Genomic DNA, 20,368 nt, shown 5'->3' with positions numbered 1-20,368 from the left:
TACCTCAGCCGTTGGGGCCTACTGTGGCAACGATGGTAACTTGCTTGTTGTCAGGTATTTCCTGATACGCCAAAACATGCAAATTCGGTACAGCCAGGCGGCCAAAACGCGACAGCATCTGTCGAACGGGTCCTGCGACCAGCAGGATTGCAGGTTGCCCTTGCATCTCCTGACGCTGGGCGGCCTCGATCAACGAACGCTGAAGCTTTTCGGCCATGCTCGGCTCAAGAAGAACACCATCTTCCTGACCCTGCCCGGCCCTTTGCAAACTATTGAGCAAAATCTGTTCCAACCTTGGCTCAAGCGTGATCACAGGCAGCTCGGACTCAGTTCCTACAATGCTTTGCACGATTGCGCGGCTCAATCCTACGCGCACCGAAGCCACCAGCGCGGCGGTATCTTGACTCTTGGCGGCATTGTTGGCGATGGCTTCGGCAATGGTGCGGATGTCGCGCACCGGCACCTGCTCGGCCAGCAACGCCTGCAGCACCTTGAGCAGACCGGACAGCGGCAGCACCCCCGGTACCAGTTCCTCGGCCAGCTTGGGCGAGCCCTTGGCCAGGACCTGCAGCAGTTGCTGTACCTCTTCGTGACCGATCAGCTCGTGGCAATGCTTGTAGAGGATCTGGTTGAGGTGGGTGGCGACCACGGTGCTCGCGTCCACCACGGTGTAGCCCAGCGATTGCGCCTGGCTGCGCTGGGCCACATCGATCCACACTGCCTCCAGGCCGAAGGCCGGGTCCCTGGCGGCGATGCCGTTGAGGTTGCCGAACACCTGCCCCGGGTTGATCGCCAGTTCGCGGTCGGGGTAGATCTCGGCCTCGGCCAGGATCACCCCCATCAGCGTCAGGCGGTAGGCGCTGGGGGCCAGGTCGAGGTTGTCGCGGATGTGCACGGTGGGCATCAGGAAGCCCAGGTCCTGGGACAGCTTCTTGCGTACCCCCTTGATCCGCGCCAGCAACTGCCCACCCTGGTTGCGGTCCACCAGCGGGATCAGCCGGTAGCCGACTTCCAGGCCGATCATGTCGATCGGGGTAACGTCGTCCCAGCCCAGCTCCTTGGTTTCCTGAGCACGCTGCGGCGACGGCAGCAGGTCCTGCTGGCGCTGCACTTCCTGCTGTGCCTTGACCTTGGCCTGGTTCTGCTTGCGCCACACCAGGTAGGCGCCGCCTGCGGCCATCAGGCCGAGGCTGAGGAATGCCACGTGCGGCATGCCCGGCACCAGCCCCATGACGATCATCAGGCCGCCGGACACGGCCAGCGCCTTGGGCGAATCGAACATCTGCCGGTTGATCTGCTTGCCCATTTCCTCGGAGCCCGAGGCACGGGTAACCATGATCGCGGCGGCGGTGGACAGCAGCAGCGAAGGCAACTGCGCCACCAAACCGTCACCGATGGTGAGCAGCGCATACACGCGACCGGCGTCGCCGAAGGTCATGCCGTGCTGGAAGATACCCACGGCCATGCCGCCGATCAGGTTGATGAACAGGATCAGCAGGCCGGCGATGGCGTCACCGCGCACGAACTTGCTGGCACCGTCCATCGAACCGTAGAACTCGGCCTCCTGGGCCACTTCGGTACGCCGTGCCTTGGCCTGGGCCTGGTCGATCAGGCCGGCGTTGAGGTCGGCGTCGATGGCCATCTGCTTGCCGGGCATGGCGTCGAGGGTGAAGCGCGCGCTCACCTCGGAAATGCGCCCCGCACCCTTGGTCACCACCACGAAGTTGATGATCATGAGGATCGCGAACACCACGATACCGACCACGTAGTTGCCGCCGATCACCACCTCGCCGAAGGCCTGGATCACCTTGCCCGCGGCTTCGTGGCCGTCGTGGCCGTGGAGCATCACCACCCGCGTGGACGCCACGTTCAGCGCCAGGCGCAGCAGCGTGGCCACCAGCAGGATGGTCGGAAACACGGCGAAATCCAGCGGGCGCAAGGCGTACACGCACACCAGCAGCACGACGATGGACAGGGCGATGTTGAAGGTGAAGAACACGTCGAGCAGGAACGGCGGGATCGGCAACATCATCATTGCCAACATCACCAGCAGCAACAGCGGCACCCCCAGGTTGCCCCGGCCGAGCCCGGACAGGTTGCTACGGGCGCTGTTGATTAACTGAGAGCGATCCACCGATATTCCTCTTCAAGCAAACTTTTGACGCCATGCGGGCGCTTGGCGCTGCTATTGCAAGAAGCTTTCCAACTTTGGATCAGTGACGCGACCTTCGCCGACACGGCCGGCTCCTGCAGCGAAGGGGCCGGCACCTCGGCGCCGACGGGAAGAGCTCAAACGGTTCAGGAATCGCGGCGCAGCTCCGGCGGAATCGGCAGATCCTTGAGCGGCTCCGGCGCCTTGCCCTTGCCCGCCCGGTGCTGGCGAATCTGATACACGTAGGCCAGCACCTGGGCCACGGCCAGGTAGAGGCCGGCCGGGATCTCTTCCTCGAGCTCGGTGGAGTAGAAGATCGAACGCGCCAGCTCAGGCGATTCCAGCACCTGGATGTTGTGGGCATTGGCGATTTCGCGAATCTTCAGCGCCAGGAAATCGGTGCCCTTGGCCAGCAGCGTCGGCGCATTGCCCTTCTCGGGGTCGTACTTGAGCGCCACCGCATAGTGGGTCGGGTTGGTGATGATCACGTCGGCATCGGGGATCGCCGCCATCATGCGCCGCTGCGACATCTCGCGCTGCAACTGGCGAATACGCTGCTTGACCTCCGGCTTGCCCTCGCTGTTCTTGTACTCGTCGCGCACCTCCTGCTTGGTCATCAGCAGCTTCTTGTGCGACTGGTACAGCTGCAACGGCACGTCCACCAGGGCAATCAGCAACAGGCCGGCGGCCATCCACAGGGCACTCCAGCCCACCACCTGCACGCTGTGGATGATCGCCTGCTCCAGCGGCTCGTTGGCAATGGCCAGCAGGTCGTCACGGTCCGACGACAACACCACCAGCGCCACGATCAGGATCACGAAGAACTTCGCCAGGGCCTTGAGCAGCTCGGTCAGTGCGTTCAGGGAAAACATGCGCTTGATCCCCGACAGCGGGTTCATGCGGCTGAACTTGGGCGCCAGGGTGCCGCCGGCAAACAGCCAGCCACCCAGCGAAATCGGCCCGATGAAGGCCACGATCAGCGCCACCAGCAATACCGGCTGCAGCGCCATCAGGGCCATCTTGCCCGAGGCCAGCAAGAAGGTGCCCATCGAGCGCTCGTCGATCAGCGTGTCGCGCGACAGGGTGAAGTTGATGCGCATGATGTCCATCAGCACTTCGGCCAGGCCACCACCGAACACCAACAGGCCACCGGCCCCGGCCAGGGTCACCACCACCGTGTTGAGCTCCTTGGAACGGGCGATCTCGCCCTTCTCGCGGGCGTCCTTCTTCTTTTTCTCCGTGGGGTCTTCTGTCTTGTCCTGACCGCTTTCGCTCTCTGCCATGCTCAGCTCGCCCTCGCCAGCTCACGCAGCCACTGCAGGGCCTCGGAGGCCAGCGCCTGGTAATGGGAAAGGATGTCGGCCAGGACAACCCAGAAAATCCCGAGCCCCAGCACCAGGGTCAACGGGAAACCGATGGAGAAGATGTTCAGCTGCGGCGCTGCACGGGTCATCACGCCGAAGGCGATGTTCACCACCAGCAGCGCGGTGATCGCCGGCAGCACCAGCAGCAGCGCCGCGCCCAGCACCCAGCTCAGCCGCCCGACCAGGTCCCAGTAGTGGTTGACCATCAGGCCGGTGCCCACCGGCAAGGTGGTGAAGCTCTCGGTGATCACCTCGAACACCACCAGGTGCCCGTTCATCGACAGGAACAGCAGCGTCACCAGCATGCTCAGGAACTGGCTGACCACCGCCACGTTGACGCCGTTGACCGGGTCGACCATGGAGGCGAAGGCCATGCCCATCTGGATGGCCACCACCTGCCCGGCCACTACGAATATCTGGAAGAACAGTTGCAGCGACAGGCCGAATACCGCACCGATGAGGATCTGCTCGGCAATCAGCAGCAGCCCGCTGAGCGACAGCGGATTGACTTCGGGCATCGGCGGCAGGCCCGGCACCACCACCACGGTGATCGCCAGGGCCAGGTACAGGCGGATGCGCCCCGGCACCATCTTGGTCCCGATGATGGGCATGGTCATCAGCACGGCGGCAATGCGAAACAGCGGCAGGATGAAGCTCGCCACCCAGGTGGCGATCTGCGCATCGGTCAACTGGAGCATCGCGCGCTCAGCCGATCAACTGGGGAATGCTGCCGTACAACGACAGGATGTATTCCATGAACTTCTGCACCAGCCAGGGCCCGGCCACGATCAGCGTGATCAGCATCACCAGCAGGCGCGGCAGGAAGCTCAGGGTCTGTTCGTTGATCTGGGTGGCGGCCTGGAACATGGCCACCATCAGACCCACCAGCAGGCTCGGCACCACCAGCACAGCCACGATCATGGTGGTCAGCCACAGCGCATCGCGGAACAGGTCGACAGCAACTTCTGGGGTCATGTTGTTCTCCTCGGCGCGCTAGACGCCACCGAAACTGCCGGCCAGGGTGCCCATGATCAACGCCCAGCCATCCACCAGCACGAACAGCATGATCTTGAACGGCAGGGAGATGATCAGCGGCGACAGCATCATCATACCCATGGCCATCAGCACACTGGCCACCACCAGGTCGATGATCAGGAACGGGATGAAGATCATGAAGCCGATCTGGAACGCGGTCTTGAGTTCGGAGGTGACGAAGGCCGGTACCAGAATGGTCAACGGCGCCTCGTCCGGCGTGGCGATATCGGTACGCTTGGACAGGCGCATGAACAGGTCGAGATCGCTCTCGCGGGTCTGCGCCAGCATGAAGTCCTTGAGGGGCACCTGGGCCTTGGCCACCGCGTCCTGGGCCGACAGGGTCTCGGCCAGGTACGGCTGCAGGGCATCCTTGTTCACCCGGTCGAATACCGGCGCCATGATGAACAGGGTCAGGAACAGCGCCATGCCGGTGAGGATCTGGTTCGACGGCGTCTGCTGCAGGCCCAGGGCCTGGCGCAGGATCGAGAACACGATGATGATCCGGGTGAAGCTGGTCATCAGGATCACGAACGCCGGAATGAAGCTCAGCGCCGTCATGATCAGCAGGATCTGCAGGCTGACCGAGTACTCCTGCTGCCCATCCGCCCCGTTGGACAGGGTGATCGCCGGAATCGACAGCGGGTCGGCGGCCAGGGCCAGCGGCGCTGCGAACATCAGCAGCAGGGTCAACAGCATGCGCAATGCGCCCATCACGACTTGTCCTTTTGATCCTTGCCCAGCAGCTCCATCAGGCGCTGGGCGAATTCGGGCGTAGCCTGGCGGGCGCTGGCCGGTACCTGCACCGGCTCGGCCAGCACATGCAATGCGGTAAGGCTGCCCGGCGTATGACCGATCAGTATCTGTTCGTTGCCCACCTGCACCAGCAGCAGCCGATCACGCGGGCCGACCACGCGCGTGCCGACGATCTCGATGACCTGCTGGCCACGCGGCGTCACGTTCTGCACCCGGCGCAGCAGCCAGGCGAGAAAGAAGATCAGGCCCAGCACCAGCAGCAGCCCCAGCACCAGACGGCCCAACTGCCCGCTGGCACTGCCGGCTGCTGCCGTGGTCGCCGCGGCTGTCGTGGCCGCGGGCTGTGCCGCCAGTGCCAGGTCGAGCCAGAGCAGGCCGACCCCGGTCAGCCCCGCTTGCAGAAGACGCTTCACTCAGCGCAGCTTCTTGATGCGTTCGCTCGGGCTGATCACGTCGGTCAGGCGGATGCCGAACTTCTCGTTCACCACCACCACTTCGCCGTGCGCGATCAGGGTGCCGTTGACCAGCACGTCCAGCGGCTCGCCGGCCAGGCGGTCCAGCTCGATCACCGAACCCTGGTTCAGTTGCAGCAGGTTGCGGATGTTGATTTCGGTGCTGCCCACTTCCATCGAGATGCTCACCGGAATATCCAGGATCACGTCCAGGTTCGGGCCGTCCAGGGTCACTGCATCGTTGCCCTTGGGCGAGCTGCCGAATTCTTCCATCGGCAGGCGGTTGGGCGAGCCGGCACTGCTGCCGCCGTCAGCCGCCAACAGCGCGTCGATGTCGGACTGGCCGGCGTCGCCGGTCTCGCTCAGGGCTGCTGCCCACTCATCGGCCAGGGCCTGGTCTTCCATGGAGGTGATATCGTTTTCGTCAGCCATCTTGTCCTCGACGGGGCAATCAATTCAGTGTTAAAGCCAGGGTACCGATCAGCGGCGCTCGATCGGCTCGGTTACTTGCAATGCCAGCGTGCCCTTGTGCGAGCCCAACTTGGCCTTGAACGACGGTACGCCATTGGCGCGCAGTACCAGCTCGTCCGGCAGTTCGACCGGGATCACATCACCCGGCTGCATGTGCAGGATGTCGCGCAGGCGCAGCTCGCGGCGTGCCACGGTGGCGCTGATCGGCACGCTGACGTCCAGCACGTCTTCGCGCAGGGCCTTGATCCAGCGTTCGTCCTGGTCGTCCAGGTCGGACTGGAAGCCCGCGTCGAGCATTTCGCGCACCGGCTCGATCATCGAGTAGGGCATGGTCACGTGCAGGTCGCCGCCACCGCCATCGAGTTCGATGTGGAAGGTGGACACCACCACCGCCTCGCTCGGGCCGACGATGTTGGCCATGGCCGGGTTGACCTCCGAGTTGATGTACTCGAAGTTGACCGGCATGATCGCCTGCCAGGCTTCCTTGAGGTCGACGAAGCACTGGTCCAGCACCATGCGCACCACGCGCAATTCGGTGGGCGTGAACTCGCGACCCTCGATCTTGGCGTGACGACCGTCACCACCGAAGAAATTGTCCACCAGCTTGAACACCAGCTTGGCATCGAGGATGAACAGCGAGGTGCCGCGCAACGGCTTGATCTTCACCAGGTTGAGGCTGGTGGGCACGTACAGCGAGTGCACGTACTCACCGAACTTCATCACCTGCACGCCCCCCACTGCCACATCCGCCGAGCGGCGCAGCAGGTTGAACATGCTCACGCGGGTATACCGGGCGAAACGTTCGTTGATCATTTCCAGGGTCGGCATGCGCCCGCGCACGATCCGGTCCTGGCTGGTCAGGTCGTAGCTCTTGATGCTGCCGGGGTCGGCGCCACTATCGGTTTGCACCAGCCCGTCGTCGACGCCGTGCAGCAGGGCATCGATCTCATCCTGGGACAGCAGGTCCTGCATGGCCATCTTGGGCTCCTACTGCAATACGAAATTGGTGAACAGCAACTGGTCGATCACCAGCTTGCCGACTTCTTTCTGGGCCACTTCCTGCACGCTGGCGGTGGCCTTCTGGCGCAGCATCTCCTGGCCGACCGGGGTCGCCAGGGAGTCGAACGGCTGGCCGGAGAAGAGCATCACCAGGTTGTTGCGGATCACCGGCATGTGCACTTTCAGCGCATCCAGCGCAGCCTGGTCGCGCCCCTGCATGGTGATGCTCACCTGCATGTAGCGCTGACGACCGTTCTGGTTGAAGTTGACGACGAAGGCTGGCGCCAGCGGCTCGTAGATGGCCGCAGGCCTGACGTTGCTGACGGTTGCCGGGTCGACCTGAGGTTTGCTGTCGCCCCTTTGCAGGAAGAACCAGGTGGCGCCCACCGACAAGCCGATGGCCAGCAGCAATGCCAGCACCAGCAGCAGGATCAGCTTGAGTTTGCCTTTTACGGCGGGGTCTTTCACTGCTTCGCTCTTCGCCATGCCAATAATCCGTCACTCACAAGAGGTTTGTCCCACATGGCGAGGGTTGAGCAAGTGTTATGCCAGATTTGCGGGCCACACCGGCCCGATTGAGGAAGGCGACGAACGCAGGGGCAGATTCATCCGTGAAGGGCTGGGCAGCCGCCCCGCAACCGCCCAGCCCTACCCGTGCAATCAGGCGTAGAAATCGACCGCGCTGGACCCCAGCACCACCGGTCGCTCCACCGGCTGGGCCGCCGCGTCGGCGTCGGCCTCTTCGCCGCCCGCGCCTTCATTGCGACGCGCGGCCACGCCGCTGAGCTTCGAGGTGCCGTCCTGCGAGCCCTGCTGCTGCTCGCGGGACTGGTCGGCCACGTTCACGTCAGGTTGCGCCAGGCCCTGCTCGGCGAACATTTCCTTGAGCCGGCTGGCCTGGTTTTCCAGCGCTTCGCGCACCACCACGTTGCCACTGGTGAAGGTGATCTGCGCCTGCTGCTCGGGTGTCATGTGCACGCGAATGTCCAAGCGCCCCAGCTCGGCTGGCTCCAGCTTGATTTCAGCCGACTTCAGGTTCTGGCTAGACAGGTACATCACGCGATTGACCAGGCCCTCGGTCCAGCCACCCTGGTGCATCGCCAGCGGCTGGTTCAGCGGCATCGCCACCGGCACCGCATTGGCGGTCTTGGGCGTCGCGGCCTGGGTCAGCGCGCTGAGGCGCTCGGCAAAGTCATCGACACGGGTATCGCTGGAGGCGCCCTTGAGGTCCTTCAGACCGTCATCGAGCAGGTTGCTGAAGCCCTTCTCGCCCGGCTCGCTGTCGCCCGGATCGGCCTGACGCGGGTCGAGCATGGCCGCCAGGGTATTGACGGCAGGCTGGCCCTGGGTGGCTTCGGGTTGCGCCGTGGTCGGCTTGCTGGCATGGGCAGAGGTGGTGCCCTGGGCCTGGGCGTTCTGCTCCAGGGCCAGGCGCAATGCCGGCAGGTCCTCGAGCACGTCGCCGGCCGGGTCGAAAGCGGGTTCTTCCGGGGCCGGTGGCTGCGGCGCGACGGCCGGGGCCTGCACCTGGGCCTGCAACTGTGCGGCAGCCGCCTGCACCACTGGGGCCACCGCTTCGGCCTGAGCCTGGATCAGCTGTGCGCCGGCCTGGGCGTCAGTAACCTGACCCGCCACCAGGCTCGAATCGAGCAGTTGAAGGTCATCGGCAACTGGCGTCGACTCGTCCGATGCCGGCTTCTGTTCAGGCAATGAATTGCCGCTGTCGGCAACAGTGCGCTCCTGATCGGTCGCCGTCTTGCCGGCATTTGCCGCCCCGGCTGCAACGCCCGCCTTGTCGGCATTGGGCACATCCGCCTTGGCCGGCAGCTTGTCGCGGGACTGATCGGCATACACCTTGGAGAAGCCCGCAGCCTTGTCATTGGCGACCTGGGGCACCTTTTCGGGCGCTGGCGCAGCCGTGCGCGAGGCCTTGGCCACGGCGGACGGTTGCAGCAGCGGGTTTGAAGCGACAGGCATGGGAAGGGTCTCCACTACAGAAGCGCGAACTTGAATAGCGAAGAGACTGCAAGAGTCGCGCCAGGTTTGCGCTACACAGGATGCCTGACCGCCTGCGGCGACACGCGCTCCAACTCGGCGACATAGAAGGGACGCACTTCGAGGTACTCGCACCTGATCTGGCTGATCAGGTCCTCGATGCCGTGTGCCGGCTGCTCCATCACGCGCACTTCCAGCTGCCGACACAACTCGGCCAGGTCGGTGGCGCCCATGTTGCTGCAGCTACCCTTGAAACTGTGGGCAGCCTCACTCAGCTGCCGGGGGGAGCGGGCGTCGCGCAGTTGCACCATGCGCTTTTCGCAATCGGCCAGGAAGGTCTCCAGCAACTCGGCATACTGGCTACCCATGACCTCCCGCAACTCGCCCACTACCTTGTTATCGATACGCTGATCGGACACTTGCTCACTCCTTGATCAAGTTCAATTATGCCAGAGCCACCCAGGCGAACTCCACGCGGGCCCTGCGCCCTCCGTCGGCCCATTCGGCGTGACGGCTCAAACGCCGGATCAGGCTCAGGCCACGCCCGCACAACCGCTGCTCCAACACCGGTCGGGCCAGCACTGTACCCACATCGAAGCCACTGCCGCTATCTTCGATCTCAATCACCAGACGCCCGCCACCCGCTACGGGTTCAACCTGAAGGTGCAAGCGTATGTAACCTTCCTGCAATGCCTGCAGGCGTCGGCTGCGCTCCTGATAATAGGCGGCAAACCCCTGGGCGTCGCGCTTGAGGGCCGAGTCGAGGGCCAGCACACCGTGCTCCAGTGCATTGGTGTAGAGCTCGTTGAGCACGCTGTGCAGCGCACCGCTCTGGGGGCGCAGGCCGTGTATTTCCTGCAGTACCTGCAACAGATAGGGCAAGGGGTTGAAGCGTTTGAGGGTCTGCGCGCGAAACTCGAACGACAGCGACCAGTCCAGCGGGCTGGACTGGCCGCTGTCCGAATACACCAGCGGCGGCGGGGCCAGTGTCTGTGGCTCGACCACACTGATCTCGAGCATGCTGACATCGTCGCGGGACTGGCCGCGAAAGTCTTCGAGCGCCTGCAGTACATCCTCGAACAGGTGCTGCGGCGCACGGTTGCGCGCAAACACCTGGCGCAGGCGTTCCACCCCGAACAGCTGCTCATCCTGGTCGCAGGTATCCACCACCCCATCGGACAGCAGGAACAGACGATCCCCCAACGCCAGCGACACCACCTCGGGGTGCTCGTCGAAACGCTCCGGCGCCAGCACCCCCAAGGGCAAGTGCCGCGACACCAGCGCCTGGGGCTCGCCACCGGCCGCGGGCAGCAGGTAGCCGTCCGGCATGCCGCCGTTCCATACCTCGGCCAGGCGTCGTTCGAAACTCAGGCTGAGCATCATTGCGCAGCAGAACATGTCCACCGGCAGGATGCGCTTGAGCTTGGCGTTCATCTCGCGCAAGGTTTCGGCCAGGCCGTAGCCCTTGGCGGTCATGCCGTAGAACACCTCGGCCAACGGCATGGCGCCCACTGCAGCCGGCAGGCCATGGCCAGTGAAGTCGCCCAGCAGCACATGCATTTCACCGGTCGGCGTGAACGCCGCCAGCAGCAGGTCGCCGTTGAACAGCGCATAGGGAGATTGCAGGTAGCGGATGTTCGGCGCATTCAGGCACCCCGAGTGCGTGACCTGGTCGAACACCGCCTTGGCCACCCGCTGCTCGTTGAGCAGGTGACCGTGGTGGCGCGCCAGCTCGTCGCGCTGCTCCAGCACGGTCGCCTGCAGGCGACGCAGGCGATCCATCGCCTTGATCTTGGCGGCCAGGATCACCGGGCGATAAGGCTTGGGCAGAAAGTCGTCGCCACCGGCCTCCAGGCAACGCACCAGGGCCTGCTCCTCACTCAGCGAGGTAAGAAAGATGATCGGCACCAGCGCCTGGCCAGCCATCAGCTTGATCTGGCGAGCCGCCTCGAAGCCGTCCATCACCGGCATCAGCGCGTCGAGCAGCACCAGTTGCGGACGCAGCTCGGCAAACAGCGCCACTGCCTGCGCACCGTTCTCGGCCGTGATCACCGAATGCCCCTGCTCGCGCACGATGCGCGCCAGCAACAGGCGGTCGGTGGCGCCATCTTCGGCAATCAGCACGGTCAGCGACGACTGCTCGTTCACGAGGTCGCTCAAGTGATCTCGAACAGCTTGTCGAAATTGGAGATGGCGAGGATCTTGCGAACGTCGGAGCTGGCGTTGATCACCCGTATGTACGCATCGTCGCCGCCGGCGTGGTCACGCAGCAGCAGGAGCATGCCCAGGGCGGAGCTATCGAGATAGGTGGCGTCCTTCAAGTCGACGACCACGCCCTTGGAAGGTACTGGCTCGCGCTCGTAGCATTCACGAAACGCCTGGTGCTTGCCGAAATCGAACCGTCCCTTGACCCTGATCGTCAGGCTGTTCCCATCCGGCGATAGATCGTGCTCCACGGCCATATGCTCGACTCCTTCGATCATGGCGATTGCAGACACCACAGGTTTAGCAGTCCGCCCGCCCCTGGGCAACCTGCGCCGACCAATGCCGCGCTAGAAGCGATCGTGGCGCGGCAATCGCTGGGACAATTCGTCGAGCAGCTTCTGCTCGCGCTTGTCCTCGAGCATGCGGGCTTCATCGCGGTAGCGCTGTACCAGCTTGCGCAGGCCCTCGACCCGGGCGTAGGCCTGCTGCCAGGTGGCCCGTGCGTTGTTGAGGTTGGTCTGGTGCCACACCAGGCTCTGGTGTTGCTGGGCCACGGCGGTGTCCAGCTGGCTGAGAAAGCGCTGATAGCCCAGCAGCCAGCTGCCTGAAACGCCCTGGCCGCCCTTTTCCATCCACTGGTTCTGGTACTCGCTGCGAAACTGGTCCAGTTCCCGGAGCTTGGTTTCGGCCATGCTCACCTGCTGCTGGAAATGCCCGAGGCGCTGCACGGCCTTGCGCTCGGCCTCCTCGGCCATCTCCACCACCGGCACCAGGCGCGCGGCACGACTTGGCAGGGCCATCGGTTATCAGCCCGATGCCGCTGGGGCGAACACCGCCGCCAGTTCATCGCGGCTCTGCTCATGGCTGACGTTTTCATTGAGCCCCTGGCGCAGGTACTGCACCAGCTTGGGTTGCAGGGAAATCGCCAGGTCCGTCTCGCGGTCGCCGCCAGCCACATAGGCACCCACGCTGATCAGGTCGCGGCTTTGCGACAGGCGCGACCAGAGCTGCTTGAACTGCTGGGCCTGGGTCATCTGCTCGGGGCTGACCACCTGCGGCATGACCCGGCTGATCGAAGCCTCGATATCGATGGCCGGGTAATGCCCCTCTTCGGCCAGGCGCCGGGACAGCACGATATGGCCGTCGAGTACGCCCCGCGCGGAGTCGGCAATCGGGTCCTGCTGGTCGTCGCCTTCGGACAACACGGTGTAGAAGGCGGTGATCGAGCCACCACCGGCCTCGCCGTTGCCGGCGCGCTCCACCAGCTTGGGCAGCTTGGCGAACACGGAAGGCGGATAGCCCTTGGTGGCTGGCGGCTCGCCGATGGCCAGGGCGATTTCCCGCTGGGCCTGGGCGAAACGGGTCAGCGAATCCATCAGCAACAGCACGTTCTTGCCCTTGTCGCGAAAGTACTCGGCGATCCGCGTGCAGTACATGGCGGCGCGCAGGCGCATCAGCGGTGCATCATCGGCAGGGGATGCCACCACCACCGAGCGCTTGATGCCCTCCTCGCCCAGGATGTGCTCGATGAACTCCTTGACCTCACGCCCCCGCTCACCGATCAGCCCCACCACGATGATGTCGGCCTCGGTGAAACGGGTCATCATGCCCAGCAGCACACTCTTGCCCACGCCGGTACCGGCGAACAGGCCCAGGCGCTGGCCACGGCCCACCGTCAGCAGGCCATTGATGCTGCGAATGCCCACGTCCAGCGGCTGGCTGATGGGGTCGCGGTTGAGTGGGTTGATGGTGGGGCCGTCCATCGGCACCCAGTCCTCGGCCTTCATCCCGCCCTTGCCATCCAGCGCCCGGCCGGCACCATCCAGCACGCGACCGAGCATGCTCATGCCCATCGGCAGGCGGCCGCTTTCGGCCAGCGGCACCACCCGCGCACCGGGCGCGATGCCGGCAACGCTGCCCACCGGCATGAGAAACACCCGGTCACCGGCAAAGCCCATGACCTCGGCCTCGACCTGCACCGGATGGTAGCTGTCGTCGTTGATCACCAGGCAGCGGCTGCCGACGGCAGCGCGCAGGCCCTCGGCCTCCAGGGTCAGGCCGACCATGCGCAACAACCGCCCTTCCACCACCGGCTGCGCCGGCAGGCTCACGGCCTCGGCATAGGTGCCCAGGCGCTTGCCGAAGCTGGTGCGGTCAAGGCGCATCGGGCGTGGCCTCGCGGGTGCCCGGGTCGCCAGCAAGGTCGACGTGCAAGTCTGGCGCGGCAGGGTGCAGGCCCTGGTCATGCAACTGGTCGAACAACTGGGTCATGGCCTTTTCGATGCGGGTCTCGACGGTGGCGTCGATACGGCTGTGCAACGTCTCGATGCGGCAACCACCGGGCAACAGTGCGTCGTCTTCGAGCAGGCGCCAGTTTTCCTCATGACGCTCGCGCAGGGCCTTGGCCAGCTCGAAGTCCTGCGGATTGACATGAATGCGGATGTTTTCGGCGCCCATCGGCAGCAGCTTGAGGGCCTCGCGCAGCACGTGGGTGATCTGGCTGGAGTCGGTGGCCAGCTCACGCCCGATCACCTCGCGGGTGATGCGGCTGACCATGTGCACCAGGGCCTTCTCGATCTGGTTGTCCTGCTCGGCGATCGGGTCGAGCAGGTGGCCCATCAGCTGCTCCAGGCTCGCCAGCTTGGCGCTCAGGGCCACTTCGGCCTCCTGGCGGACCTTGAGCTGGGTGCTGTGAAACCCTTCGCGCTCGCCGGTGGCAAAGCCTTCGTTGTAGGCTTCCTGGCGAATGCTTTCGAGCTCTTCGAGGGTCAGCGGCTGGACTTCTTCCAGCGGCACTTCTTCGACTTCCTCGACGATTTCCGGCTCGGGTTCGGGCTCGGGTTCCGGCTCCGGGTCGAAGCTGGGCAGCGCCCAGCGGTCGAAGCCCTCGACGTCGCGGGCGGGGATCAGTTCACTCAGGTGCTCGTTGGTCGACATGATTCCACGCGTTCAATTGGGTAGGCGCCGGGGTGGTCGGCGATGCGGCCGCCAGGCACCGGCGTGTACCGCGTTGAGGCATCCGCCGGCAAGGCCGGCTCCTGTGGAGGAGCCGGAACCGGCGAACGGCTTTAGATCATTTCTTCGGCGCCCTTGCCGCCAAGCACGATCTCGCCGGCTTCGGCCATGCGCCGGGCAATGGTGAGGATCTCTTTCTGCGCCGTTTCCACGTCGCTGACCCGCACCGGGCCCTTGGCCTCGAGGTCGTCACGCAGCAGCTCGGAAGCCCGCTTGGACATGTTCTTGAAGATCTTGTCCTTGACCTTCTCGTCGGCGCCCTTGAGCGACACCACCAGCACGTCCGAGGACACTTCGCGCAACAGCGCCTGAATACCGCGGTCGTCGACATCGGCCAGGTTGTTGAAGACGAACATGAGGTCTTCGATCTGCTCGGACAGCTCGCCGTCGACGTCGCGAATCGCGTCCATCAGCTGGCCTTCGACCGAACTGTCGAGGAAGTTCATGATGTCGGCCGCGCGCTTGATACCGCCCAGTGTGGTACGCGCCGCGTTGGAGTTGCCCGAGAACTGCTTCTCCAGAATCTGGTTGAGCTCCTTGAGCGCCGCCGGCTGCACGGTGTTGAGCGAGGAGACGCGCAGGATGATGTCCAGGCGCACCTTGTGATCGAAGTTGCCCAGCACCTCACCAGCCTGGTCGGGGTCCAGGTAGGCCACCACGATGGCCTGGATCTGCGGGTGCTCGTAGCGGATCACGTCAGCCACGGCACGCGGCTCCATCCACTTCAGGCTGTCCAGGCCGCTGGTGTTGCCACCCAGCAGGATGCGGTCGATCAGGCCGTTGGCCTTGTCCTCGCCCAGGGCCTGGGTGAGCATCTTGCGGATGTAGCCGTCGGAGCCGACACCCAGGCTGGTCTGGTCGCCGACGATCTCGACGAACTCGCTCATCACCTGCTCGACCTGTTCGCGATGGACGTTGCCCATCTGCGCCATGGCCACGCCGACCCGCTGCACTTCCTTGGGGCCCATGTGGCGCAACACCTGCGCCGCATCGGTTTCACCCAGCGACAGCAGCAGGATGGCCGCCTTGTCGACACGGGTCAGTTTGGCGGTAAGGGCTCGATTATCACTCATCGGCGTTGATCCACTCTTTCACGACCTGGGCCACACGACCCGGGTCTTCGGCCACCAGGCTCTTGATTGCGTTCAGCTGAGCGTCGTAACCCTCGCTCGGGCTAGGCAACAGAATGCTTTGCGGACCACCCAGGCTGACGCGGTCGTTGGCCAGATCGCCATCCAGACCGAGCATGCCGCCCAGTTCCATGTCGCCATCGGCACCGGCGCCCTGCTTGCCGTTGCCGGTGATGTTGTTGAGCACCGGGCGCAGCACGCCGAACACCAGCACCAGGATGAACAGCACGCCCATGACCTGCTTGATGATGTCCCAGAACCACGGTTGCTGGTAGAACGGAATCTCGGTGAACACTTCGCCACGGTCGGCGGCGAATGGCACGTTGATCACGCTGACGCTGTCACCGCGGCTGGCATCGAAGCCGACGGCGTCCTGCACCAGGCGCGTGAAGCGCGCCAGGTCTTCGGCCCCCCATGGGGCGCGTGTCGACTCGCCAGTGGCCGGGTCGAGCTTGACCTGGTCGTCGACCACCACCGCGACCGACAGGCGGCTCAGGCGCCCCTGCTGCTGGCGGGTGTGGCTGATGGAACGGTCCAGTTCGAAGTTCTTGGTCGACTGCTGACGCTTGTCGGCCGGGTACGGTGCGAGCATCGGCTGGCCGGTGGCCGGGTCCATGATCTGCTGGCCGTTGGCGTCCAGCAGCGGCTGGCCTGGTTGCACCATGCCCGCGGCGGCCTGTGCCTGACCGGTCTGCTGTGGCGCAGTGGCCGGGCCGGGTGGCTGGTTGCTCAGGGCACCAGGCACGCCCTGCGGGCCCATGCTGCTGGAGCGTTGTTCGTTCACTGACTGCTCGCTGCGCAAGGCAGGCTGGTCGGGGTTGAACTGTTCGGAGGTGGACTCGACCGCACTGAAGTCGACGTCGGCGGAGACTTCGGCCTTGTAGCGGTCGTTGCCCAGCACCGGCAACAGAATGTTGTGCACGCGCTGGGTGAGCATGCCTTCCATGCGGCGGCTGTAGTCGAACTGCTTGCCGGCCATGGTCAGCTCGGAGTTCTCGCCCTGGTCGGACAGCAGGTTGCCCTTCTGGTCGACCACGGTCACCTGGGACTTGTTCAGTTCCGGAACGCTGGACGCCACCAGGTTGACGATGGCCGCCACCTGGCCGGGCTCGAGGCCACGCCCCGAATACAGCTCGACCAGTACCGAGGCACTGGGCTTGCGCTCGTCGCGCACGAACACCGAGCTTTTCGGAATGGCCAGGTGCACGCGGGCACCCTTGACGTTGTTCAGGCTGGAGATGGTACGCGCCAGTTCACCTTCCAGGCCGCGACGATAACGGGTGGCCTCCATGAACTGGCTGGTGCCCAGCCCCTGCTCCTTGTCGAGCAGTTCGAAGCCGACGTTGCCATCGCCTGGCGCCACGCCGGCCGCGGCAAGTTTCAGGCGCGCACGGGAGAGGTCTTCGGACTTGACCAGCAGCGCCCCGGAGCTGGGCTCGACGTTGTAGGCGATGTCGGCAGCGGACAGGGTGTCCATGACCTGCTTGGTGTCCATGCCGGCAAGGCTTGGGTACAGCGGGCGGTAATCGGGCTGCTGCGACCACAGCACCACGGCAAAGCCGATCGCCACGCTCGCCGCCAACCCGACCAGCAGGCCGACCTGACGCAGCATGGGCATCTCTGCGATGTTTTCCAGAAAGGACATGCCGAACAGCGGCGGCTTGGGCGCCGGGCTGCCTTTGGCGGGCACGTTATCAACGACTGCTTCGGCCATGACTCAATCTCGCCCTTATACCGGCATCTGCATGATGTCTTGATACGCCTGCACCAGCTTGTTGCGCACCTGGGTCAAGGCCTGGAACGACACGCTGGCCTTCTGCGAGGCGATCATCACGTCGGTAAGGTCGACGCCGCTCTTGCCGATCTCGAAGGCGTTGGCCAACTGGGTGGACGCCTGCTGGGTATCGCTGACCTTGTTGATGGCCTGGCCAAGCATGTCGGCAAAACCGCTCGAGCCAAGCTCTGGCGCAGGGGCAGCCTTCGACATCGACATGGCGTCCGCCTGCATGGCCCGCATGTCCAACATCAATCGATTAAATTCAACACCTTGGCTCATTGACTCTTCTCTCCGACGACCCGCATTTTTTTGACACTACGCAGCGGACAGGCAGAACTTAGCAACAAGAGTGCCAGCTCTACCCACAGGACCAACAAAAACGACCGGTTACGGCGTCACACGCCGCTGGCGTAGAGACTCGCCTCCACATCCAGGCCGGCATCACGCATCTGTGCCAGCTTGTAGCGCAAGGTGCGCGGGCTGATGCCCAGACGCTCGGCAGCCTCCTTGCGGCGCCCGCGCTCGGCGCGCAGGGTATCGATGATCATCTGGAACTCGTGGCGGCGCAGATCATCCCCCAGCCCGGCTGGCTCGGACGGCTCGGCCAGCACCAGCACCGGCTCTACGGGCGATGCCGCCAGCAGCGGCAGCACCCCGGCCAGGCAGAAGTCCGCCGCCTCGATCACCCCGCCCTGCTGCAGGATCAGCGCCCGCTGGATGGCGTTGTCCAGCTCGCGCACGTTACCCGGCCACGGATAGCCTTGCAGGCAGGCCTGGGCCTGGGCCGACAGGCGCACGGGGGCATGCTTCATTTTATTGACGTGTCGCGCCAGCAGACGCTCGGCCAGCGGCAGAATGTCGGCGCTGCGCTCGCGCAGCGGTCGCCAGGCCAGCGGGAACACCGACAGGCGATAGAACAGGTCTTCGCGAAACCGCCCCGCCGCCACTTCGCCGGCAAGGTCGCGGTTGGTGGTGGCGACCACGCGGATGTCCAGCGCGATCGGCTTGCGCCCGCCTACCCGCTCGACCTCGCGCTCCTGCAGCACCCGCAGCAGCTTGGCCTGCAGCCCCAGCGGCATTTCGGAAATCTCGTCGAGCAGCAGCGTGCCACCGTCGGCCTGCTCGAACTTGCCTGGCTGGGCGGCTATCGCCCCGGTGAACGAGCCCTTTTCATGACCGAACAACGTGGCTTCGAGCATGTTGTCGGGGATGGCGGCGCAGTTGATGGCCACGAATGGCTGGTCGGCACGCAGGGACTGCTGGTGAATGTAGCGCGCCAGCACCTCCTTGCCGGTGCCCGATTCGCCGGAAATCAGCACGGTGGAATCACTGCGCGCCACCCGCGCGGCCAGTTCGAGCAACTGCGCACTGGCAGGCTCGCGCGCCACCGGACCGTCGGCGTCCGCGCCGCTGGCAACGCCCAGGGCATGACGGGCCACCAGGTCGAGCAAAGCGCGCGGCTCGAAGGGCTTGACCAGATAGTCCGCAGCGCCCTGGCGCATTGCATCCACTGCACGCTCAACGGCGGCGTGCGCGGTCATCAGCAGCACCGGCAACTGCGGCTGGCGGGCCCGCAACGCAGCCAGCAACTGGTGACCGTCCATGCCCGGCATGTTGACGTCGCTGACCACCAGGCTGAAGGGCTGGCTGGCCGCCACTTCCAGCGCTTCTTCGGCCGAGCCCACTGCATGATAGGCAAAACCGCCCAACTCCAGGGTATCGGCCAGGGCCTGGCGCAGTACGCGGTCATCCTCGACCAGCAGAACCTTGATCGCCCTCATGGCGTTGCCTCCAGCGGTGCGCCGATCAGCGGCAGGGTCACCAGCGCGCAGGTACCGCGCCCAGGGCGCGAGCGCAGCTGCACGGTGCCCTGGTGTGCACGGGCAACCGCCATCACCACCGCCAGGCCAAGCCCGGTGCCAGTGGCCTTGGTGGTCAGGAACGGCTCGCCCAGGCGCGCCAGCAATGCACTGTCGATGCCCGGCCCGGCATCGCTGATGCACAGGCGCAGGCTCTGCCCGCGACGATACAGGTGTACCTTGAGCCGAGCAGCGCCGGGCGCGGCCTGCAGGGCGTTTTCAATGAGATTGAGCAACGCCCCCACCAGGGTGTCGCGGTTGCACAGCAATTCGCCCAGGTGGCTGTCGCACTGCCAGCGCACAGCATGCCCCTGTACATGCACCTGCGCGGCCTGCTGCAGCGCCTGGAACAACGCCTTGGGGGTCACGCGGTCGGTCAGCGGCAGTTCGCCGCGGGCGAACACCAGCATGTCGCGTACCTGGTGCTCGAGTTCGTGCAGACGCTCCTTGAGGCTGCCGGCAAAACGCTGACGGGTGTCCAGCGGCAGGTCCTGCTCGGCCAGGTGACTGGCATACAGCAAGGCGGCCGACAGTGGCGTGCGGATCTGATGCGCCAGCGAGGCCACCATCCGCCCCAGGGTCGACAGGCGCTCGTGCCGCGCCAGCTGGCTTTGCAGGTGGCGGGTTTCGGTGAGATCGGTCAACAGCACCAGCTGGCCCGGCTCGGCATCCAGCGAGCGGGTAGCGATCGACAGGCGGCGACCATCGCGCAGCGACACTTCGTGGCCGTCGTCCTCGCGCGGCGCAAAGCTGCGGGCGATCACCTGACGCCACAGCTCGCCCACCAGCGGCTGGCCCAGCAGTTCGACGGCGGCCGGGTTGGCCTCGCGCACGCGGCCCTGGCCGTCGATCACGATCACCCCGCCGGGCAACAGCGACAGCAGGTTCTGCAGGCGGTTGGCCAGTCGCTCCTTCTCCGCCAGCTCCGCCATGCGCTGCGCACTGACCACGGCCAACTCCCCCTTGAGCTCGGTGACACGGGCCTCGAGCAGGTTGTAGGACTGGCTCAGCTGGGTCGACACCTGGTCGAACAGGGCAAACGCCTGCTCGAGCCCCTGACGACTCTGCTGTTCGGCGGCGTCAGAACGCCTGGGCTCGGCGGCGGGGATGTGGGCGGCGTGGGGCATGGGTTGCTCTCTCGCATGGCTCACCGTCATAAAA

General features: G+C 65.0%; 21 protein-coding genes. All 21 read right to left on the bottom strand.

The annotated features are described in order from the left end of the window. Window positions 1-4: 4 nt before the first annotated feature. Window positions 5-2,134 carry a flagellar biosynthesis protein FlhA gene (flhA, locus tag KH389_RS08495; RefSeq protein ID WP_043861821.1) on the bottom strand — a complete coding sequence of 710 codons (2,130 nt, stop codon included), beginning with the start codon at window positions 2,132-2,134 and terminating at the stop codon, window positions 5-7. A 164-nt stretch (window positions 2,135-2,298) separates the two neighbouring features. Further along, window positions 2,299-3,435, bottom strand: a complete 1,137-nt coding sequence (gene flhB / locus KH389_RS08490; protein WP_104572217.1) for a flagellar biosynthesis protein FlhB — start codon at window positions 3,433-3,435, stop codon at window positions 2,299-2,301. A 2-nt stretch (window positions 3,436-3,437) separates the two neighbouring features. After that, entirely contained in the window at window positions 3,438-4,214 is a 777-nt protein-coding gene (gene fliR / locus KH389_RS08485; protein WP_054915627.1) for a flagellar biosynthetic protein FliR, read from the bottom strand. A gap of 7 nt (window positions 4,215-4,221) precedes the next feature. Next, window positions 4,222-4,491: a flagellar biosynthesis protein FliQ gene (fliQ, locus tag KH389_RS08480; RefSeq protein WP_043861818.1), complete on the bottom strand. Its 270-nt coding sequence runs from the start codon at window positions 4,489-4,491 to the stop codon at window positions 4,222-4,224. A gap of 18 nt (window positions 4,492-4,509) precedes the next feature. Continuing rightward, window positions 4,510-5,262 carry a flagellar type III secretion system pore protein FliP gene (gene fliP, locus KH389_RS08475; protein WP_054915628.1) on the bottom strand — a complete coding sequence of 251 codons (753 nt, stop codon included), beginning with the start codon at window positions 5,260-5,262 and terminating at the stop codon, window positions 4,510-4,512. Beyond that, on the bottom strand, window positions 5,262-5,693 hold the full coding sequence (gene fliO, locus KH389_RS08470; RefSeq protein WP_370409109.1) for a flagellar biosynthetic protein FliO: 432 nt from the start codon (window positions 5,691-5,693) through the stop codon (window positions 5,262-5,264). Before fliO ends, fliP begins: the two co-directional genes overlap by 1 nt. A 24-nt stretch (window positions 5,694-5,717) precedes the next feature. Next, window positions 5,718-6,188, bottom strand: a complete 471-nt coding sequence (gene fliN, locus KH389_RS08465) for a flagellar motor switch protein FliN (RefSeq protein ID WP_043861815.1) — start codon at window positions 6,186-6,188, stop codon at window positions 5,718-5,720. 48 nt (window positions 6,189-6,236) lie between these two features. Beyond that, entirely contained in the window at window positions 6,237-7,205 is a 969-nt protein-coding gene (gene fliM, locus KH389_RS08460; protein ID WP_043861814.1) for a flagellar motor switch protein FliM, read from the bottom strand. A gap of 9 nt (window positions 7,206-7,214) precedes the next feature. Beyond that, a complete protein-coding gene (fliL, locus tag KH389_RS08455; RefSeq protein WP_054915630.1) occupies window positions 7,215-7,712 on the bottom strand; it encodes a flagellar basal body-associated protein FliL in 498 nt (165 codons plus the stop codon). A gap of 174 nt (window positions 7,713-7,886) precedes the next feature. Further along, the gene (locus KH389_RS08450; protein ID WP_088515602.1) at window positions 7,887-9,203 is read right to left on the bottom strand and encodes a flagellar hook-length control protein FliK; all 1,317 of its coding nucleotides are present in this window, start codon (window positions 9,201-9,203) and stop codon (window positions 7,887-7,889) included. A gap of 71 nt (window positions 9,204-9,274) precedes the next feature. Continuing rightward, window positions 9,275-9,640, bottom strand: a complete 366-nt coding sequence (locus KH389_RS08445; RefSeq protein WP_078480280.1) for an Hpt domain-containing protein — start codon at window positions 9,638-9,640, stop codon at window positions 9,275-9,277. 25 nt (window positions 9,641-9,665) lie between these two features. Beyond that, window positions 9,666-11,381: a fused response regulator/phosphatase gene (locus tag KH389_RS08440; protein ID WP_043861810.1), complete on the bottom strand. Its 1,716-nt coding sequence runs from the start codon at window positions 11,379-11,381 to the stop codon at window positions 9,666-9,668. After that, window positions 11,378-11,683 carry an STAS domain-containing protein gene (locus tag KH389_RS08435; protein WP_043861809.1) on the bottom strand — a complete coding sequence of 102 codons (306 nt, stop codon included), beginning with the start codon at window positions 11,681-11,683 and terminating at the stop codon, window positions 11,378-11,380. Before KH389_RS08435 ends, KH389_RS08440 begins: the two co-directional genes overlap by 4 nt. 90 nt (window positions 11,684-11,773) lie before the next feature. Beyond that, complete coding sequence (gene fliJ / locus KH389_RS08430) at window positions 11,774-12,226, bottom strand: flagellar export protein FliJ (protein WP_043861808.1); 453 nt, start codon at window positions 12,224-12,226, stop codon at window positions 11,774-11,776. Between the two features lie 6 nt (window positions 12,227-12,232). Continuing rightward, entirely contained in the window at window positions 12,233-13,591 is a 1,359-nt protein-coding gene (gene fliI, locus KH389_RS08425) for a flagellar protein export ATPase FliI (protein WP_043861807.1), read from the bottom strand. Next, the gene (fliH, locus tag KH389_RS08420) at window positions 13,581-14,363 is read right to left on the bottom strand and encodes a flagellar assembly protein FliH (RefSeq protein WP_058542054.1); all 783 of its coding nucleotides are present in this window, start codon (window positions 14,361-14,363) and stop codon (window positions 13,581-13,583) included. Before fliH ends, fliI begins: the two co-directional genes overlap by 11 nt. 131 nt (window positions 14,364-14,494) lie before the next feature. After that, window positions 14,495-15,514 carry a flagellar motor switch protein FliG gene (gene fliG / locus KH389_RS08415; protein ID WP_043861805.1) on the bottom strand — a complete coding sequence of 340 codons (1,020 nt, stop codon included), beginning with the start codon at window positions 15,512-15,514 and terminating at the stop codon, window positions 14,495-14,497. Further along, complete coding sequence (fliF, locus tag KH389_RS08410) at window positions 15,507-17,285, bottom strand: flagellar basal-body MS-ring/collar protein FliF (protein ID WP_043861804.1); 1,779 nt, start codon at window positions 17,283-17,285, stop codon at window positions 15,507-15,509. The genes fliG and fliF overlap by 8 nt, the downstream gene beginning before the upstream one ends. Window positions 17,286-17,300: 15 nt before the next feature. Continuing rightward, window positions 17,301-17,627, bottom strand: a complete 327-nt coding sequence (gene fliE, locus KH389_RS08405; RefSeq protein ID WP_043861803.1) for a flagellar hook-basal body complex protein FliE — start codon at window positions 17,625-17,627, stop codon at window positions 17,301-17,303. Window positions 17,628-17,743: 116 nt separating this feature from the next. After that, window positions 17,744-19,129, bottom strand: a complete 1,386-nt coding sequence (locus tag KH389_RS08400) for a sigma-54-dependent transcriptional regulator (RefSeq protein ID WP_043861802.1) — start codon at window positions 19,127-19,129, stop codon at window positions 17,744-17,746. Further along, complete coding sequence (locus KH389_RS08395; protein WP_213607211.1) at window positions 19,126-20,334, bottom strand: sensor histidine kinase; 1,209 nt, start codon at window positions 20,332-20,334, stop codon at window positions 19,126-19,128. Before KH389_RS08395 ends, KH389_RS08400 begins: the two co-directional genes overlap by 4 nt. Between the last annotated feature and the right edge of the window lie 34 nt (window positions 20,335-20,368).

The sequence above is a fragment of the Pseudomonas qingdaonensis genome (assembly GCF_018398475.1).
In the GTDB taxonomy this organism is placed as follows: Bacteria; Pseudomonadota; Gammaproteobacteria; order Pseudomonadales; family Pseudomonadaceae; genus Aquipseudomonas; species Aquipseudomonas palmensis.
This window is presented reverse-complemented; position numbering and strand designations above follow the sequence as displayed.

Excerpts from the sequence above, each read along its gene's own strand:
- fliP (WP_054915628.1), bottom strand. The coding sequence starts at position 5,262 with ATGGGCGCATTGCGCATGCTGTTGACCCTGCTGCTGATGTTCGCAGCG.
- fliE (WP_043861803.1), bottom strand. The coding sequence starts at position 17,627 with ATGAGCCAAGGTGTTGAATTTAATCGATTGATGTTGGACATGCGGGCC.
- fliQ (WP_043861818.1), bottom strand. The coding sequence starts at position 4,491 with ATGACCCCAGAAGTTGCTGTCGACCTGTTCCGCGATGCGCTGTGGCTG.
- KH389_RS08450 (WP_088515602.1), bottom strand. The coding sequence starts at position 9,203 with ATGCCTGTCGCTTCAAACCCGCTGCTGCAACCGTCCGCCGTGGCCAAG.
- KH389_RS08395 (WP_213607211.1), bottom strand. The coding sequence starts at position 20,334 with ATGCCCCACGCCGCCCACATCCCCGCCGCCGAGCCCAGGCGTTCTGAC.
- fliL (WP_054915630.1), bottom strand. The coding sequence starts at position 7,712 with ATGGCGAAGAGCGAAGCAGTGAAAGACCCCGCCGTAAAAGGCAAACTC.
- KH389_RS08435 (WP_043861809.1), bottom strand. The coding sequence starts at position 11,683 with ATGGCCGTGGAGCACGATCTATCGCCGGATGGGAACAGCCTGACGATC.
- KH389_RS08400 (WP_043861802.1), bottom strand. The coding sequence starts at position 19,129 with ATGAGGGCGATCAAGGTTCTGCTGGTCGAGGATGACCGCGTACTGCGC.
- fliR (WP_054915627.1), bottom strand. The coding sequence starts at position 4,214 with ATGCTCCAGTTGACCGATGCGCAGATCGCCACCTGGGTGGCGAGCTTC.
- fliJ (WP_043861808.1), bottom strand. The coding sequence starts at position 12,226 with ATGGCCCTGCCAAGTCGTGCCGCGCGCCTGGTGCCGGTGGTGGAGATG.
- fliG (WP_043861805.1), bottom strand. The coding sequence starts at position 15,514 with ATGAGTGATAATCGAGCCCTTACCGCCAAACTGACCCGTGTCGACAAG.
- fliN (WP_043861815.1), bottom strand. The coding sequence starts at position 6,188 with ATGGCTGACGAAAACGATATCACCTCCATGGAAGACCAGGCCCTGGCC.
- flhB (WP_104572217.1), bottom strand. The coding sequence starts at position 3,435 with ATGGCAGAGAGCGAAAGCGGTCAGGACAAGACAGAAGACCCCACGGAG.
- fliI (WP_043861807.1), bottom strand. The coding sequence starts at position 13,591 with ATGCGCCTTGACCGCACCAGCTTCGGCAAGCGCCTGGGCACCTATGCC.
- fliH (WP_058542054.1), bottom strand. The coding sequence starts at position 14,363 with ATGTCGACCAACGAGCACCTGAGTGAACTGATCCCCGCCCGCGACGTC.
- fliM (WP_043861814.1), bottom strand. The coding sequence starts at position 7,205 with ATGGCCATGCAGGACCTGCTGTCCCAGGATGAGATCGATGCCCTGCTG.
- fliF (WP_043861804.1), bottom strand. The coding sequence starts at position 17,285 with ATGGCCGAAGCAGTCGTTGATAACGTGCCCGCCAAAGGCAGCCCGGCG.